The sequence below is a fragment of the Paenibacillus sp. yr247 genome, from assembly GCF_900103825.1.
Taxonomy (GTDB): domain Bacteria; phylum Bacillota; class Bacilli; order Paenibacillales; family NBRC-103111; genus Paenibacillus_E.
The window spans coordinates 12760-27707 of the sequence record NZ_FNIF01000026.1; the positions used below are offsets into that span (position 1 = coordinate 12760).

At 45.7% G+C, this 14948-nt stretch carries 13 protein-coding genes; all 13 read right to left on the reverse strand.

The features are described from left to right. Positions 1–25 precede the first annotated feature (25 nt). A complete protein-coding gene (locus tag BLT91_RS25415; protein ID WP_217635281.1) occupies positions 26–982 on the reverse strand; it encodes a hypothetical protein in 957 nt (318 codons plus the stop codon). Next, on the reverse strand, positions 963–2573 hold the full coding sequence (locus BLT91_RS25420) for an ATPase, T2SS/T4P/T4SS family (RefSeq protein ID WP_254777140.1): 1611 nt from the start codon (positions 2571–2573) through the stop codon (positions 963–965). Before BLT91_RS25420 ends, BLT91_RS25415 begins: the two co-directional genes overlap by 20 nt. After that, a complete protein-coding gene (locus BLT91_RS25425; protein ID WP_090826419.1) occupies positions 2531–3766 on the reverse strand; it encodes a CpaE/TadZ family protein in 1236 nt (411 codons plus the stop codon). The genes BLT91_RS25420 and BLT91_RS25425 overlap by 43 nt, the downstream gene beginning before the upstream one ends. A gap of 44 nt (positions 3767–3810) precedes the next feature. Beyond that, on the reverse strand, positions 3811–4518 hold the full coding sequence (locus BLT91_RS25430) for a CpaB family protein (RefSeq protein ID WP_090826425.1): 708 nt from the start codon (positions 4516–4518) through the stop codon (positions 3811–3813). A gap of 294 nt (positions 4519–4812) precedes the next feature. After that, the gene (locus tag BLT91_RS25435; protein ID WP_090826427.1) at positions 4813–5772 is read right to left on the reverse strand and encodes a PfkB family carbohydrate kinase; all 960 of its coding nucleotides are present in this window, start codon (positions 5770–5772) and stop codon (positions 4813–4815) included. Between the two features lie 295 nt (positions 5773–6067). Beyond that, positions 6068–6961: an ABC transporter permease gene (locus BLT91_RS25440; protein WP_090826429.1), complete on the reverse strand. Its 894-nt coding sequence runs from the start codon at positions 6959–6961 to the stop codon at positions 6068–6070. Positions 6962–6973: 12 nt separating this feature from the next. Then, a complete protein-coding gene (locus BLT91_RS25445; protein ID WP_090826432.1) occupies positions 6974–7978 on the reverse strand; it encodes an ABC transporter permease in 1005 nt (334 codons plus the stop codon). A gap of 66 nt (positions 7979–8044) precedes the next feature. After that, positions 8045–9658, reverse strand: coding sequence for an ABC transporter substrate-binding protein (locus BLT91_RS25450; protein ID WP_090826545.1), 1614 nt, complete (start codon positions 9656–9658; stop codon positions 8045–8047). Positions 9659–9744: 86 nt separating this feature from the next. Beyond that, positions 9745–10713: an ABC transporter ATP-binding protein gene (locus BLT91_RS25455; protein ID WP_090826437.1), complete on the reverse strand. Its 969-nt coding sequence runs from the start codon at positions 10711–10713 to the stop codon at positions 9745–9747. A 13-nt stretch (positions 10714–10726) separates the two neighbouring features. Beyond that, positions 10727–11692 carry an ABC transporter ATP-binding protein gene (locus tag BLT91_RS25460; protein WP_090826440.1) on the reverse strand — a complete coding sequence of 322 codons (966 nt, stop codon included), beginning with the start codon at positions 11690–11692 and terminating at the stop codon, positions 10727–10729. Between the two features lie 34 nt (positions 11693–11726). Beyond that, positions 11727–12470, reverse strand: a complete 744-nt coding sequence (locus BLT91_RS25465; protein ID WP_090826443.1) for a gamma-glutamyl-gamma-aminobutyrate hydrolase family protein — start codon at positions 12468–12470, stop codon at positions 11727–11729. A gap of 444 nt (positions 12471–12914) precedes the next feature. Continuing rightward, positions 12915–13310: a phosphate-starvation-inducible protein PsiE gene (locus BLT91_RS25470; protein WP_090826446.1), complete on the reverse strand. Its 396-nt coding sequence runs from the start codon at positions 13308–13310 to the stop codon at positions 12915–12917. 95 nt (positions 13311–13405) lie between these two features. After that, complete coding sequence (locus tag BLT91_RS25475; RefSeq protein ID WP_090826448.1) at positions 13406–14920, reverse strand: succinate CoA transferase; 1515 nt, start codon at positions 14918–14920, stop codon at positions 13406–13408. Positions 14921–14948 lie beyond the last annotated feature (28 nt).

A 14948-nucleotide genomic window follows, 5' to 3' on the forward strand; every position in this document is an offset into this window, starting at 1 on the left:
TATCAATAATCACAGAGCCAATCCCTCACATTCTTCGCATAGATAAGTACATTCCCATTAAAAACGAGATAAAAATAAGCAGAAGCGCATCTAAGATCATGTTTCGCCCACCAGGGTCAATAATATAGTACAAATAAGCATTCTCTGTGTTTACCTTGAAATTAATAAATAAGAATAAGGCAAGAAACAAAATTGGCGTAAAATTGGCAATACGAATCTCCAAAAGCCGATTTCTTTCCAACTGATCGAATCGCTGCGCTTTCCGCATATCGACGATTAACTCCTTTAGGCTTTCTCCAACAAAACTCCCTTCCGTCAAAGAAACACGCATAACGCCGACAAAATAATCGGCCCAGGTATGGCCTAAAGTGAGTGAGAAGATGCGCAAACTCTCCTCCGTATCCCGTTGTGTCATTAAATTACGATATAATTGTTCGAATACAGGCTTGATCGGATATAAAATTCGGTTTTCTTCTAAACAATACTTAAGAGCAATTTTCATATTCTTGTTTGGATCCACCATATAGTACTGATAGAAAACTTCAACGGCCGGAAGAAATTCCAATCGAGTTTGCAACCTGACACTAACCAGCTTCAATCGAAGCCGCATATACGGCAGCGAAACACAGATGGATGTAAGGATAAAGACCCCTTTTAACGTCTGGAAAAACAAAGTACCCGCTAAAAGTCCAACTAAAAACAACACGAAACTTAGCGTCAGCATAGACCGCATGCTCATTTTGGATTCGACGGATTCCATCATTTCCTTTACAGGCTTAAATAAAAGGCTCCTATTCCCCAAATATTCGCTGAATCTAGTGCCGAACGTGGAGTTTTTGACATAATGCAGCCTAAATCTGGCTTTGCGTTGTCGGATGAGTAGCTTTAAAAGGGATTGAATGAGTATATATACGAGTACAAAAAGCAAGATTAGAAAGACATATTTGGCGAAAATCATCCCATTACTCGCCTTCTTTCTCAATAATACCGAGCTTCATCAACAATGCATGCCCCTCTTGGTCAACCTTAACTATTTTCCGCGATGCATGATGCGACAATTTCCCGGGAAATGTCCAATCATCTGTCGACTTGTCATAAACTGCGAGATCTGTGACGCAAACCTCCTCATTTTCATACCGATATTCGACGATTCGCACAATTTTTCTTTTCAGATGAACGATCTTCATCTCTATACCGATTTGAGTAACAAACTCTGTAATCCGTTTCGTTAAACGCAGAGGATTCATCCCCCGGCCATCCAGCATGCACATATCCGTAATCGCATCAGGTACATCCTCAAGTTCACTAACATGGACTGAAGTAATACTGCCCTCGTGACCTCGCGTACAGGCCCTAACATAAAGGTTTGCATCATCATCCCTAATTTCGGCGTGACAAATGCGCTTTGGTGATTGCCTTAATGCCAGTTTAAAAGCTTGCAAACCGGAATGCCTCGGGTCCTCCTCGTCAATTTCGTATTCAACGATATTTTTGTGCGGAAAATCTCGCTTCAGATTTAACTCGAATCTCGATTCGATCGTAATAATTCTTTCGTTATCATCCATTTCGGCAATGATTGCTTTGATTAAATTGGTCTTCCCCGAGTTCGTTGGGCCAATAACGACCATGTTAAAATAAGAGCGAATCAAACAAAGAATCAGGTTTTCCATCCGGCTATCCATCGTGGCAAGTTCCGCAGCGGCAAGCGAAGCCAAATCAAACCTCTTTACGGTGTAAAAACGAATCGTTAATGTTGGTTCAGCTGTGAATCCGAACCCTGTCATCGTAACACGCGACCCGTCCCGCAGAACGACCTCCGCCCATCGCTTCCTAGGATTCAAAGTATCATTGTTAAAAAGAACCAGATTTTGTTGAATCCGCTCTAATTCACGTACGGAAGGCAGCATATACGGAGACGGCAATGCCATCCCTCCACGCACTTCAAAAATCTGTCTCCCCACAACCTGAATCTCCTCAAGTCCCTCCCTCTGCTTCAATACGAGTTCAAGCACATTCAACCCAATAATCTCAGCAAAAATCGCTTCAGGCAAAGTCGTATATCCACTAGTCCGTGGAGGCACATCAGAAAGCCTTCTTTTCGATACAAGATCATGGATAATCGCAAGCAGCTTGCCTCGATCCTCCTCATAACCAAGAATTGCACGATTCAAAGTCTCGTTATAAAGCTGCTTTTCTGCCTCCGTCCTTCCTTTCATTGTAACAAGCTCACCACGTATGTCCTGAACCCACTGGTTAAAAGTGGCATCTACTCCGGCCCCTGTTCCATCTTTCACTCCTGAAGTACTTTCAAATTCTCCTGCCACTCCCAATGGCCGCCCATTTTGCCCTGCTTCTATCCCCCCATTCCCAATTCTCTCCTGCCCATTACCAAGTCCAACTCCCTTTTCCGACTTACTTGTACCCGTACCTACCTCGGAAGCCTCTGTCTTGCGCTCATGCATGTAGGTTATAATCGAAAACCTTTCCTCATTCACTCCCTTCACCTCTTCCCTGCTTGATTTAGCTTGATTTAAGTGGCCGTTCGTCTTCCTGTAATGATCTTCTGCAGCCACGTGACTTGTCGTAAGCTCACCTTCCTTGGCAGCTTGTAGTAATCAATGAATTTACGTGAAACCGCCTTAACCTCCTCATGCATAGCATGGCTTGGCGCAAACATGTCCAGCAGCTTTCCTTGATTACAACGAGAAAGCGCATCAGCATGTCTGGAAACTTGACCAATGAAATGCAGCTGTGTTTCCTTGCGAATATCTTTTATCGTGAACTCGTTAGGTTTGGCATGTCGATCTGTTTGAACAGCCATTAATTCAAAGCTATCCGGCTGAAGGCCAAAAACAGAGCCAACCTGCCTGATCCACCTCGAAAAATCCTCTTGAAAATGGGAGATATCGGCTGTCGTTACAACAATTTTGCTATCTGCTTCCAGCAGCCCACAAACCGTCGCCGCATTGTCCCAATAGGCGTTAACCTCTATGACGCAGACATCAAAAGCACTTCGAGCTACTCGCAACAAATGAACAATCTCGGATGGTGAAAAAAACTCCGCCTGCTCGCGAAGCATATTACCATACAAAACATGTAACCCATGTGCCTCTTTCGGTTTATCGCACACTTGCAGCAGCCTTTCCGGTGTGAGGCTTTGAGCCTTCAACTCCGCTCTCAGACCATCCAGCGTAAAAACATGCTCGTCCCGGCCTAAATAACGATGAAGCTTGGAGCTTTTTAAATTGAGACATAGATACCCAACTTTCTTAGACGACTCCAACGCTAGCGAGTAGGCCACTCCAAATGAAGCCAACGTCGTACCTATGTTTGGTGTAGACCCGATGAATGTGATCAACTTTCCTTTAGGCTGTTGATTCCCCTGATCTCCCCCAGAACCATCCACCCAAGCCCGAATATCATCAGCAATAACAGCTGTGCTGCGCCCTGGCTGGATATAGTCAAGCCTCATCAACTTGCACATTTTCACATATTTTTCATTGATGGGAGCATCATGATAATTCGAAAGCAGAACAATTATTTTTATATCTGAGTACTGTTGCTGTAACCCCTCAAGGAACTCTACCAAATCTCCAAAATCTAGCTCCCTATCCGATATAATCACATGTGAAAAAGGTAGGTCATTTAATTTATTAGCGAGATCAACCGCAGCCGAGGAAATAACCCAGTTTAACGGTTTCATATAAACCACATTAATAATTTCATCAGTTAATCGTTGATCCGTTGAAAGCAAACCGATATGCATACCTCAGACCTCCTTTCATTCTCCTGCCGACCCTATGCTCCCATTCATTCTCCTGCCAAAATAGAAGAGGAACTGAACGCAATGACCAACTTTGCTTTCTTCATACTGCATAGTTGATCGATTTGGAGCCACTCACTCTCCGCTAAATTAAGGTTGATCTGGTCGATAGCCCCATTCGATTCCAACCGGGAAGCATACATCTTTTCCTTATCCCCGTCCACTTTGGACAGCAGATTAGAGTTCTTTGGATTGTCCACCTCGACATTGGCCGATGACTTCACAGAAGCAACCGTAATTTCCTTCTCATCAAAAAGCCTCCGCGAGCTGCCATCCGCCCCAGACATATAAATGCGCACTCGATCACCGGCACGAATACCATTCGAAACGGATAGCAAATACTCTTTGGGAATTTGAAAAGTAGCCTGCTGCTCATTAGGGAGCAGATGATATCGATTCACCTTCCATTTCAAAATAGGTTCATGTGTACCTAGCGGAATCAACGTCTCCTGCCCAATGACCTCCTTCAGGTTAGTCAGCATATTGCTTGTGTAGCTTCCCTTTTGAACAGCTCTGAACTCCACCATATCCTCACGAATCAAGACACCAGAACGGATAAAATCTTTCGGAACAACAACCTGAACCGTCTGCTGCAGCTCAACCTGATTCACTTGCAGCACATATACCCCATACACCAGCAGCGCCGCCATAACCGCAGCAACCAAACTAATAAGCAGGCTTCTCCTGCGATTCAATATCTCACCCCCTTTTCTTAACCAAAACAAAAAAAGAACGCAAACCCCGGAATTAAATCCGAAATCTGCGTTCTTCGCAAATCAAAACAATCTTGATATAAGTTCAAAAGCTACAATCTAAAAGTATCACATAAACTTCCATTTTTCAACAATTATTTACAAGGTATTTTGCATACTATCGTTACTATCGATCCCATCCATCTCGAATTGTAGATACCACAGAAAATAGTCTAGGAACAATTATGAGCAAATTGGCATGACAGGGATTGTAACCAATAAGTGACTCCGTCACCCCTATTGCACTTCGGTGAGGGTAGGGAGCGCGGGAATTGCTCCCCTGCGGGTTGTCGTGATGGCGCCTACACGGTTAGCGAAGGCGAATACGCGCTCAGCGACTCCCGCTTCGGCGAGCGCATCAACGATGCCCTCTGGCGTCACGCCCAGCAACGCCAACTGAAAGAGCATGCCGCCGACGAAGCTGTCGCCGGCGCCAGTTGTATCCACGGCTGCCACAGGCGTGCCGGGGATGACGACATCCTGCCGTGCGGTCACGACACGGCATCCCTGCGGGCCTAAAGTGATGATAATCACTTTAGGTCCGCACTGCAGCAGCTGCTGCGCCCCTGTGGTCGCGTCCACGCCGAGGAGGAATTCGATTTCCTCCTCGCTGACTTTGACCACATCCGCAAGCGGTAGCTGCGCAAGGATTTCTGCCCGAGCTGCGTCAGCGCTCGGCCACAGAGCCAAGCGAACATTGGGGTCGTACGACACCAATGCCCCAAGTTCTTTCGCTCGGCGCGCTGCGTCCAGCGTCGCGGTGCGGCACGGCTCGGCGATCAACGATACCGAGCCGAAGTGATAGACCGCTGCGTCTTCCAGCCACTGCGACTTGACTTCGTCTGCGCGCAGCAGCATGTCCGCCGCCGGGTCGCGAAAAAACAGGAAGTCGCGCTCACCATCCGCGCGCAGCGAAACAAACGCCAGACCTGTCTTTGCCTCGTCGGTCTGGACTACAGCCGTATCCACGCCGACTTCCTCCAGCGTGCGAACCAAGAAATCGCCGAACGGGTCGCGGCCGATTTTGCCAATGAACCTTGCGTCGCCTCCCAACTTGGCGACCGCCGCAGCGACATTGGCCGGCGCTCCGCCCGCCGCCCGTTGGAAGCCCGTAACGTCTGCCAAAGCCTGGCCGTTCACCTCAGGCACGAAATCAATCAATAACTCGCCCAAACAAACGATATAGCGTTTATCCATTCTCACATCAATCTCCTTTGGTATGATAACCTAACGCGTTCATCACATAGGTTGTGATTTGATTAATACGACACCAATTGCAAGGACAACATCGCGATGTTAAATAGCATACCTACGTTCCCAAACAATGTCAAAAACATTTGTGCTGCCATTTGGAAGCATTTGATTCGGCATATCCTTCGGCCGAGATATGCATCACCATCTGAACTTCACGATTTTAAAATCTATTACAACAGAAAAACCGTCCGGAAGCTCCGAACGGTTCTCGCTGTACGCGTTCAATTGGCACATCACCTTATTGTTTCATCCTCGGGTCCAAGGCATCCCTCAGACCGTCGCCTATCAGATTAAATCCTAGCACCGTAAACATAATGGATAACCCCGGGAAAATTACAGTCCAAGGCGCATTTTGAATAAACTGTCTCGAATCAGACAGCATTTTCCCCCATTCCGGCGTGGGCGGCTGTGCACCTAAACCGAGAAATCCCAGTGCCGCACACTCGATAATGGCGGTAGCGATGCTAAGCGTTCCCTGAACGATTATGGGAGTAAGACTGTTTGGTAAGATATGATGAAATAAGATGCGTCCGTCCTTCATCCCGAGCGCCTTGGCTGCCATGATGTATTCCTCATTCTTGAGGCTAAGCACCTTTGAACGAACCAACCTGCCAAATAGCGGGATATTTACAATAGCAATGGCCAGCAAGGCATTTTGAAGCGACGGACCGAGGACCGCAACGATCGCAATCGCAAGAAGAATGCCGGGAAAAGCGAGCAAAATATCGAATAGTCGGGAGATGAGCACATCTGCCCATTTACCATAAAATCCGGCTAATATACCAAGTAACGTTCCCGCCACCATAGAACCCAGTACGGACACGATGCCGACCCATAAGGAGATACGGGCACCATAAACGATTCTTGTGAAAATGTCCCTGCCCAGATCGTCTGTACCAAACCAGTGAGTCCCGCTTGGGGGCTGTAATCTGTCGACCAAAACAGGCTCTTTGAAATCATAATGCGTAATCCATGGAGCGATGAAGGCAATAATTACGAAAAATAGTAAAATAACGAATCCAGTCATAGCTATCTTGTTTTTGGAAAAGCTCCTCCAAGCGTCAAACCAGGGGTTCGATGAGCCGTCGGCCACGTTGTTATTCGTCTCTAGGCTCGTTACCACTTGCGACATGCCGTTCCCCCCTTATTTATAACTTATTCTAGAATCGATCTTCGCATAAAGCAGATCCACTAACAAATTAATCAAAACAAAGATAAAGGCAATAACCAGAATCCCTGATTGTATGACCGGATAGTCACGCGAACTAATAGCGTCGAAAATATATCTTCCTATACCCGGCCAAGCAAAAATGGTCTCCGTTAACACCGCTCCTCCGAGAAGCAGTCCGATTTGCAAACCAATTACGGTGGTAACGGGAATTAGCGCATTTCGCAGGGCATGTTTATAGACCACAAAAAACTGCGACAACCCTTTGGCCTTAGCTGTCCGGATGTAGTCGGAACGAAGCACCTCCAACATACTGGCGCGAGTCATTCGGGCGATGATAGCCATCGGAATGGTTCCAAGTGCAATCCCAGGTAATATTAAATGTTTGATAACTGTCCATAATTGATCCCAACGCCCAGCAAGCATTGCATCCAGTAAATATAGATTGGTGATCGCATTAAGCGGCTCCCGCGCATCCATTCGTCCAATGGAAGGTAACCATTGTAATTTTAAGGCAAAGACCCATTGCTCCATCAGTCCCAGCCAAAATACCGGCATCGACACGCCAGCCAGTGCAACCAGCATACTTGTGTAATCAAACCAAGAATTCTGCCTCCAGGCGCTGAAAATCCCGGCATTGACCCCCACGACAACGGCAATGAATATACTGGCGAATGTTAATTCCGCTGTAGCCGCCAAGTAAGGGAATATTTCTTTGGAAATCGCCTCTTTTGTACGAATCGACATTCCCAAGTCTCCGGTGGCCAGTTTCTTAACATAGTCAAAGTATTGGATATAAGCAGGTTTATCCAGCCCCAGCTCAAGTCTTAATGCGGCTACAGCCTCATTGCTTGCCTTTTCTCCAAGAATGGTTTCTGCGGGATCACCTGGAATGGCGTGAATGATGCTAAAAACGATAATTGTCATCCCTATCAAGACGGGAATCAACTGCAGCAATCGCCGGATTGTGTAAGTTAACATAATGTATCACCCGCTTCAAATAAAATAGGGCGGCAGTCAGAGACCACCGCCCTGCTTCAACCTATCTTACTTAAAAAATACTTCCGTGAACGCTTCAGAACCTGTCGGAGAAGGCACATAACCGGATAAGCCTGCTTTCGCTCCAATCAATTGGTTGGAGTGAGCGATCGGAACCCACGGTGCGTCTTTTTTGATGATAACTTGGGATTTTTTGTATAAATCTTCGCGTTTCGCTTTATCAGTAGCCGATTGTGCCTCTACAAGCAGACTATGAACTTCCTCATTTACATAGCGGCTGCGATTGTTTCCTGGGATGTTCGTTTTATCTAACAGAGTGTATAAGAAGTTATCAGGGTCTCCGTTATCGCCAGTCCAACCCAGCATGAACAAATCATCCTTTTCACCTTTTTTCACGTCATCCAAATAAGTTGCCCATTCTGGAGATGCAATTTTGGTTTTTACGCCAATTTTGGCAAAATCAGCTTGAATGGCTTCCGCCACTTTTTTACCGTCAGGCATGTATGGACGAGAAACAGGCATCGCATAGAATGTGTATTCTCCAGGAAGTCCGTTAGCATAACCCGCTTCAGCCAACAGAGACTTCGCTTTTTCCAGATCGTAAGGATAATCTTGAATGTCCTTGTTGTAACCCCAAAGTGACGGAGGAAGCGGATTAACCGCTGGTTCAGCAAGTCCTCCGAAGAAAGCGGAGATGATTGCTTTCTTGTTAACCGCATAATTCAAAGCTTGTCGCACTTTCGGATCGTCGAAAGGTTTCTTTGTCACATTAAACCCAAGATAGCCTACGTTGAAAGAAGGACGAAGAATTTTTTGCAAATTTTTATTCGCTTCAAGATTTTTCAGATCGTCCGGATTAATGCCTTCGGCTAAGTCAAGTTCGCCGTTTTGCAAAGCAGTGAAACGTGCGGAATTGTCCGGAATTGCGCGTACAATCACTTTGTTCAACTTAGGAAATCCTTGTCTCCAATAGCTCGCGTTTTTCTCTAAAGTAATAGAGTCGTTGCGTTTCCACTCTTTAAATACAAACGGCCCTGTTCCGACCGGCTCCGATTTAAACTTCTCTTTTTTCTCTTGAACAGCCTTCGGGCTGGCAATACTGAAAGGAGGCATAGCAATGTTTTGCAAGAACGGAGCTTGCGGCTTATTAAGCGTAAATTGAACCGTATTGGCATCTACGGCCTTTACCTCTTTGATAATGCTGGCCCCTTCGGCTCCAAACATGGAAGTGTAATAGTCGAAGGAGTCCCCTTGGAACTTATAAGGGCTTTTCGGGTCGCTCCAACGACTGAAATTAAATACAACCGCTTCTGCATTAAAGTCTGTACCGTCATGGAATTTGACGCCTTTTCTTAGCGAAAACGTATAAACTAATCCGTCATTCGACACTTTCCAGCTTTCTGCAAGCATAGGCTGCACTTCTGTCGTGCCCGCTTTGTATTCCAACAGCTTATCGAATACTTGCTGGGCGATTTTAATCGACTCCCCGTCCGTTACAATCGCAGGATCAAGCGATGCCGAGTCTCCACCGCGACCTACAATTAAAGTGTCTTGCACCTTCTTTTGAGGTTCTTGCTTTGTTTCCGATTTCGGCTGTTCCACCGTTTTCGTGTCCTTCGTGCATCCGGACAATGCGAACGACGCGGCCAAAATCAACACCATACCAGTAGCTGCCCATTTTCTCAACAATAACGCCTCCCTTAATCATCTTATTGTTTTATATATGAAATCTCTTCCCGATCACTAGATCAAGAATAGAGATGACACGCGACGTGATGATGTTCATTTGTTGAAAGCAGCTTAGGTCGCTCCAATATACACCGCTCCATAGCTGCAGGACAGCGGGTATGAAACGCACAGCCCTGAGGTGCGTTGGCCGGACTCGGCACGTCGCCCTCCAAGATAATTCTCTCATTTTTCACAAAAGGGTCTGGCGCGGGCACGGCGGAAAGCAGGGCTTGCGTGTACGGATGCTGTGGGTTTCGGTATAACTCGTGTTTGTCGGTAAGCTCCACAATACGCCCTAAATACATGACCGCAACTCGATCACAAAAATGCTTCACCACGCTTAAATCATGCGCGATAAAAATATATGTAAGCTGAAAGTCCCTCTGTAACTGTTTAAGCAAATTCAGAATTTGCGATTGAATGGACACATCCAGCGCGGAAACCGGCTCATCTGCTACGATAAGCTTTGGATTTAAAGCAAGCGCCCTGGCAATAGCGATACGTTGTCGTTGTCCACCCGAAAATTGATGAGGGTACCGGTCCAGCTGCGACCGATTCAAGCCTACGTGCTCCATCAATTGCAGTACCTGATCCAGCCGATCCTTAGAGTTTCCAATTCCATGGACGATAAAAGGCTCCTCTAATATTTTTCGTACCGTGTGCCTAGGGTTCAAGGAAGCAAACGGGTCCTGGAAAATAATTTGCATGTCTTTGCGAATGCCTCTTAACTGCTCTTTGGGCATGGAACTGATTTCTTTGCCTTCAAACAAAACTTTTCCTTCCGTAGGCTCGATAAGCCTAAGAATGGACCTTCCGGTAGTCGACTTTCCACAACCGCTCTCTCCCACCAGTCCGAAGGATTCTCCCTTCTTGACATAGAAAGAAATATCGTCCACCGCTTTGACGCTGCCGCTTTCCCGCCTCAACAGTCCGGAGTGAATGGGAAAATAAGTTTTTAAGCCTTGGACTTCAAGCAGATTTGAATTCATGATTTCATCCCCTTCATTGAGCCAGCCAGCATCTGCTGTAATGCCCCTTTTCCTTTTCCGTTAAATGCGGCATTTCAACATGGCAGCGGTCCATCACGTATTCGCAGCGGGGCGCAAAACGGCATCCGCTCTTAATCGATCCCGGAGAAGGCACGTTGCCCGGAATGGCGTACAAAACCTCGGTTTCAACATCCATTCGAGGGATGGATTGAATCAATCCCTTGGTGTAAGGATGCTGCGGATTCCGATATATATCGGCCACACTGCCTTCTTCCACCACCTTCCCCGAATACATGACGGCCACGCGGTCACACATTTCCGCCACCACTCCCAGATCATGCGTAATCAACATGATTGCGGTTCCAGTTTCTTTATTCAGCTTTTTCATTAGCTCCAATATTTGAGCTTGAATCGTCACATCCAACGCCGTCGTAGGCTCGTCGGCGATCAGCAGCTGCGGCTCACAGCTTAATGCCATGGCTATCATGACTCTTTGTCTCATGCCCCCGGATAATTTATGGGGATGCTCATTCACAATCGCTTCCGCACGGGGAATGCCTACTTTCTTCAGCATGGCGATTGAAAGCTGAGTCGCCTCTTTTCTGCTTAAGCCTTGATGAAGCTTAATCGCCTCCGAGATTTGATCACCAATGGTCAATAAAGGGTTAAGAGAGGTCATCGGCTCTTGGAAGATCATAGAAATCTCATTGCCACGCAGCTTTTGCATTCTTTTTTCTTTTGCCTGCACCAGATCCTCATCTTTAAAAAGAATGGAGCCCTTCACAATTTTACCAGGCGGCTGCGGGATGAGCCCCATGATCGATAATGACGTCACGCTCTTGCCACAGCCGGATTCCCCTACGACTCCAAGCACCTCGCCTTGTTTTATATACAGATCTATCCCATCCACCGCCGGCACTACACCGCGATCCGTAATAAAATGGGTATGCAGCCCTTTAATCTCCAGTATCTTTTGCATTAACCAACAGCCCCTTTGTAGATTACGAAATGAGTCATTTGGTATTCACGTAAGAAATAAAATCGTTAAACAATGACTGTTGCATTGTTTCTTTTTCGGTCATCATTTCAGGATGCCATTGAACTGCGACTACATAACTATGATCTGTCGATTCAACTGCCTCAACTAAGCCGTCTTTTGACCTAGCCGTAACCTTTAGGCTTCGGCCCAAGTTTTTCACGGCTTGATGATGATAGGAATTGACCCAAAGCTCCTCCTGGCCAACCAATCGATAAAGTTTTGAATCCTCTACGATGTGTACTGGATGCGTAGCCTGCCATTTACGGAACTGGCGATGGGAATGACAATACTCAATCCCCAAATCTTTCTCCAAATCTTGATACAAGCTTCCTCCGAGTGCCACATTTATTATTTGCAGCCCTCTGCATATGCCGAACACCGGCATATCCCGTTCCAAGGCACTATTGATCAGTGCCAATTCAAAGGCATCTCTCTCCGGCTCCAATTTGCCAAGGTAACCTTTGGGCTGCTCCCCATAAAGAATTGGATTTACGTCCGAGCCCCCCGTAAGAAGCAAGCCATCCAGTCGGTCAAGCAGTTTTTCGACTCCTATCGTTTCGAGTACCGGAAGGAGTACGGGAATAGCTCCGGCCCGCTCCAAGGATCTTGAATAATCATAGGACATCATGGCCATATCTCGCCCTAATGTTCCAAGTAAACCGTTACTTCCTGCCTCTGATTTATCCAAATAGTACCCAGTGAGCCCGATTAACGGCATAAATAGCAGCCCTCTTTTCAATTCTCATTGTTTAATACTGTAAATAATCGGAAATTTAAAACTTTAATAGGTTTGAAGTTACGGAGTTTAAAAGTATGGAAAGGAAAGGATTGTTTGCTCCAGATCATCATAAAAAAAGCTCTGGAGCAGACATGTACTGCAACATGCCGAAGACGGTGGACGTGAGAATATCCTGCTGTTTGGATGTCCGAGGGAAATCTATTAAATGGATTCGAAATACAAAAACTCATTCCATATTATGTATTCGTGAAGAATTACATATATCCTTTACCTCTTTATAGAAAGTTTGTTATTGAGCTAATCTGCTAGTTACTTAAATAAACAAAAGAGGAGCTGCCGCGAAGCAAGCCCCTCAAATATAGTTAAATTGTTGAGACTCACGGATTGTAACCTGTGGTCAATTTCGTCCGATGGTCTTCCTGGTTAAGCATCTGAATGCTTATGCATCTTGGTTTCTAATAAAAAACTAACCAAGAGAACAAAGATAACAATTGACAATAATAAATTCTCTTGCGGTTTTCCCTGGTTTACAATAATAAATCGAATTGTTGCCGTAATCCCGACATAAAGAAGATATCGTATAGGGAAATGGTAGTTCTCTTTGAAATATTTTAAAACCATCGAAATAAACGCGAAATAAAGAAAAAAAACTAATATATCCTGCAAAATATCATGAACGTTTAACATAGGATTAAAAAAAAATTGAATGATTTTGACAAGTTCACGGAGCATAAAAAAGGTCAGTATGAATCCAAGCAGGATTAAAGATCCACTTAGAATAAATTGAAACCCTTTAATGACAATTTTGTTGACTTCCATATAAATACTCCTCACTCGCTTAAGTTGAGCCCACCGTTGGGCTCGTAATCGTTATTCATCTTTTAATCCCTCGCCCATGGATTTTAATGACAGTGTTACCCTCTTTGCATAACTTTTTGAAGCATCGTCCCGGACTGCACATAATTCGTATGCCACGTTAACGCCTTCTCCAAAACGTGAGGGGTTTGCCCTCCCCTGGTCAGGGCTTCTTTATAGTAGTCCATTAATTGCATGCGGTACATTGGATGCGCACAGCGTTCAATAATTAGATCCGCACGTTCTCTCGGCGCTAACCCCCGCAAATCAGCGTATCCTTGCTCCGTGACTACCACATCCACATCGTGCTCCGTATGGTCTACATGAGAAACAAATGGCACAATACTTGAGATCTTCCCGTCTTTCGCAATCGATTTCGTGACGAAAATTGAGATTCGGGAGTTACGTGCAAAATCACCCGAGCCACCAATGCCATTCATCATTTGTGTTCCCAATACATGTGTAGAGTTCACGTTGCCATAAATATCGAATTCCAACGCCGTATTTATCGCAATCAACCCCATGCGTCGAATGACCTCCGGGTGATTCGAAATCTCTTGAGGCCTTAGAATGAGTTTATCGCGGTATTTCTCCAAGTTCTGGAAAACCTGTTTCATCTTCGAGCCCGAAAGCGTAATGGAAGAACTGGAGGCATAGCAGACTTTCCCTGCATCCATTAAGTCGAACACAGCATCCTGTAGTACTTCAGAATATACCTCCAGATCAGTAAATTCCGAATTTAATAATCCGTGAAAGACTGCATTGGATACCGATCCGATGCCGGACTGGAGAGGGGCCAGGCGGTTCGTTAAACGTCCCTTTTGAACCTCCCGGCGTAGAAATGCAATTAAATGCTGCGCAATCGTTTCCGTTTCCTTGTCAGGTGCCGTAATGGTTGAAGGGGAATCTGCCTGGTTCGTGAACACAATGCCCCGTACTTTTCCTATGTCTACGGGAATTCCCAAGGTTCCGATCCGATCATTCGGCTTCGTTATTTGAATGGGAGAACGTTCCCCCTGTTTACTCGGTTCGTACAAATCATGAAGTCCTTCTAATAATTGCGGTTGGGCCAAGTTGATTTCAACAATAATGGACTTCGCATGTTTAGCGAACACCATTGAGTTCCCAACGGAGGTCGAAGGGATGATCATGTTGTCTTCCGTTATTGCGATCGCTTCCACAATGGCAAAATCAATAGGCTCCAGCACTTGAGCGCGTACCAATTCCGACGTTTTGGATAAATGCTGATCTATAAAATAAAATTCGCCTTGGTTAATTTTCTTTCGCATTGTAGGATCCGCTTGAAAAGGAAGACGCTTATGCAGCAAGCCGACTTCAGCAAACAATCTATCAATATCTGAACCAAGAGAAGCCCCAGTATATACATTAACTTTCATTTTTTCAGTTTTCGCACGCTCAGCGAGCGCCATGGGAACCGCTTTTGCATCTCCGGCTCGAGTAAACCCGCTTAGTCCCAGCGTCATTCCGTTTTTAATCCAGGAAGCAGCTTCTTGTGCAGAAACGACCTTCTCATGAAGGTGGTAGTTTCGAATACGATCGAAAATGTTTTCCAAAGGGCTTTCCCCCAATTTATTTATCGTT

Bases quoted from the DNA above. Each gene is read 5' to 3' on its own strand.
- BLT91_RS25470 (WP_090826446.1), bottom strand. From the start codon at position 13,310: ATGGAAGTCAACAAAATTGTCATTAAAGGGTTTCAATTTATTCTAAGT.
- BLT91_RS25435 (WP_090826427.1), bottom strand. From the start codon at position 5,772: ATGGATAAACGCTATATCGTTTGTTTGGGCGAGTTATTGATTGATTTC.
- BLT91_RS25425 (WP_090826419.1), bottom strand. From the start codon at position 3,766: ATGCATATCGGTTTGCTTTCAACGGATCAACGATTAACTGATGAAATT.
- BLT91_RS25460 (WP_090826440.1), bottom strand. From the start codon at position 11,692: ATGCAAAAGATACTGGAGATTAAAGGGCTGCATACCCATTTTATTACG.
- BLT91_RS25465 (WP_090826443.1), bottom strand. From the start codon at position 12,470: ATGCCGTTAATCGGGCTCACTGGGTACTATTTGGATAAATCAGAGGCA.
- BLT91_RS25455 (WP_090826437.1), bottom strand. From the start codon at position 10,713: ATGAATTCAAATCTGCTTGAAGTCCAAGGCTTAAAAACTTATTTTCCC.
- BLT91_RS25440 (WP_090826429.1), bottom strand. From the start codon at position 6,961: ATGTCGCAAGTGGTAACGAGCCTAGAGACGAATAACAACGTGGCCGAC.
- BLT91_RS25450 (WP_090826545.1), bottom strand. From the start codon at position 9,658: ATGGTGTTGATTTTGGCCGCGTCGTTCGCATTGTCCGGATGCACGAAG.
- BLT91_RS25445 (WP_090826432.1), bottom strand. From the start codon at position 7,978: ATGTTAACTTACACAATCCGGCGATTGCTGCAGTTGATTCCCGTCTTG.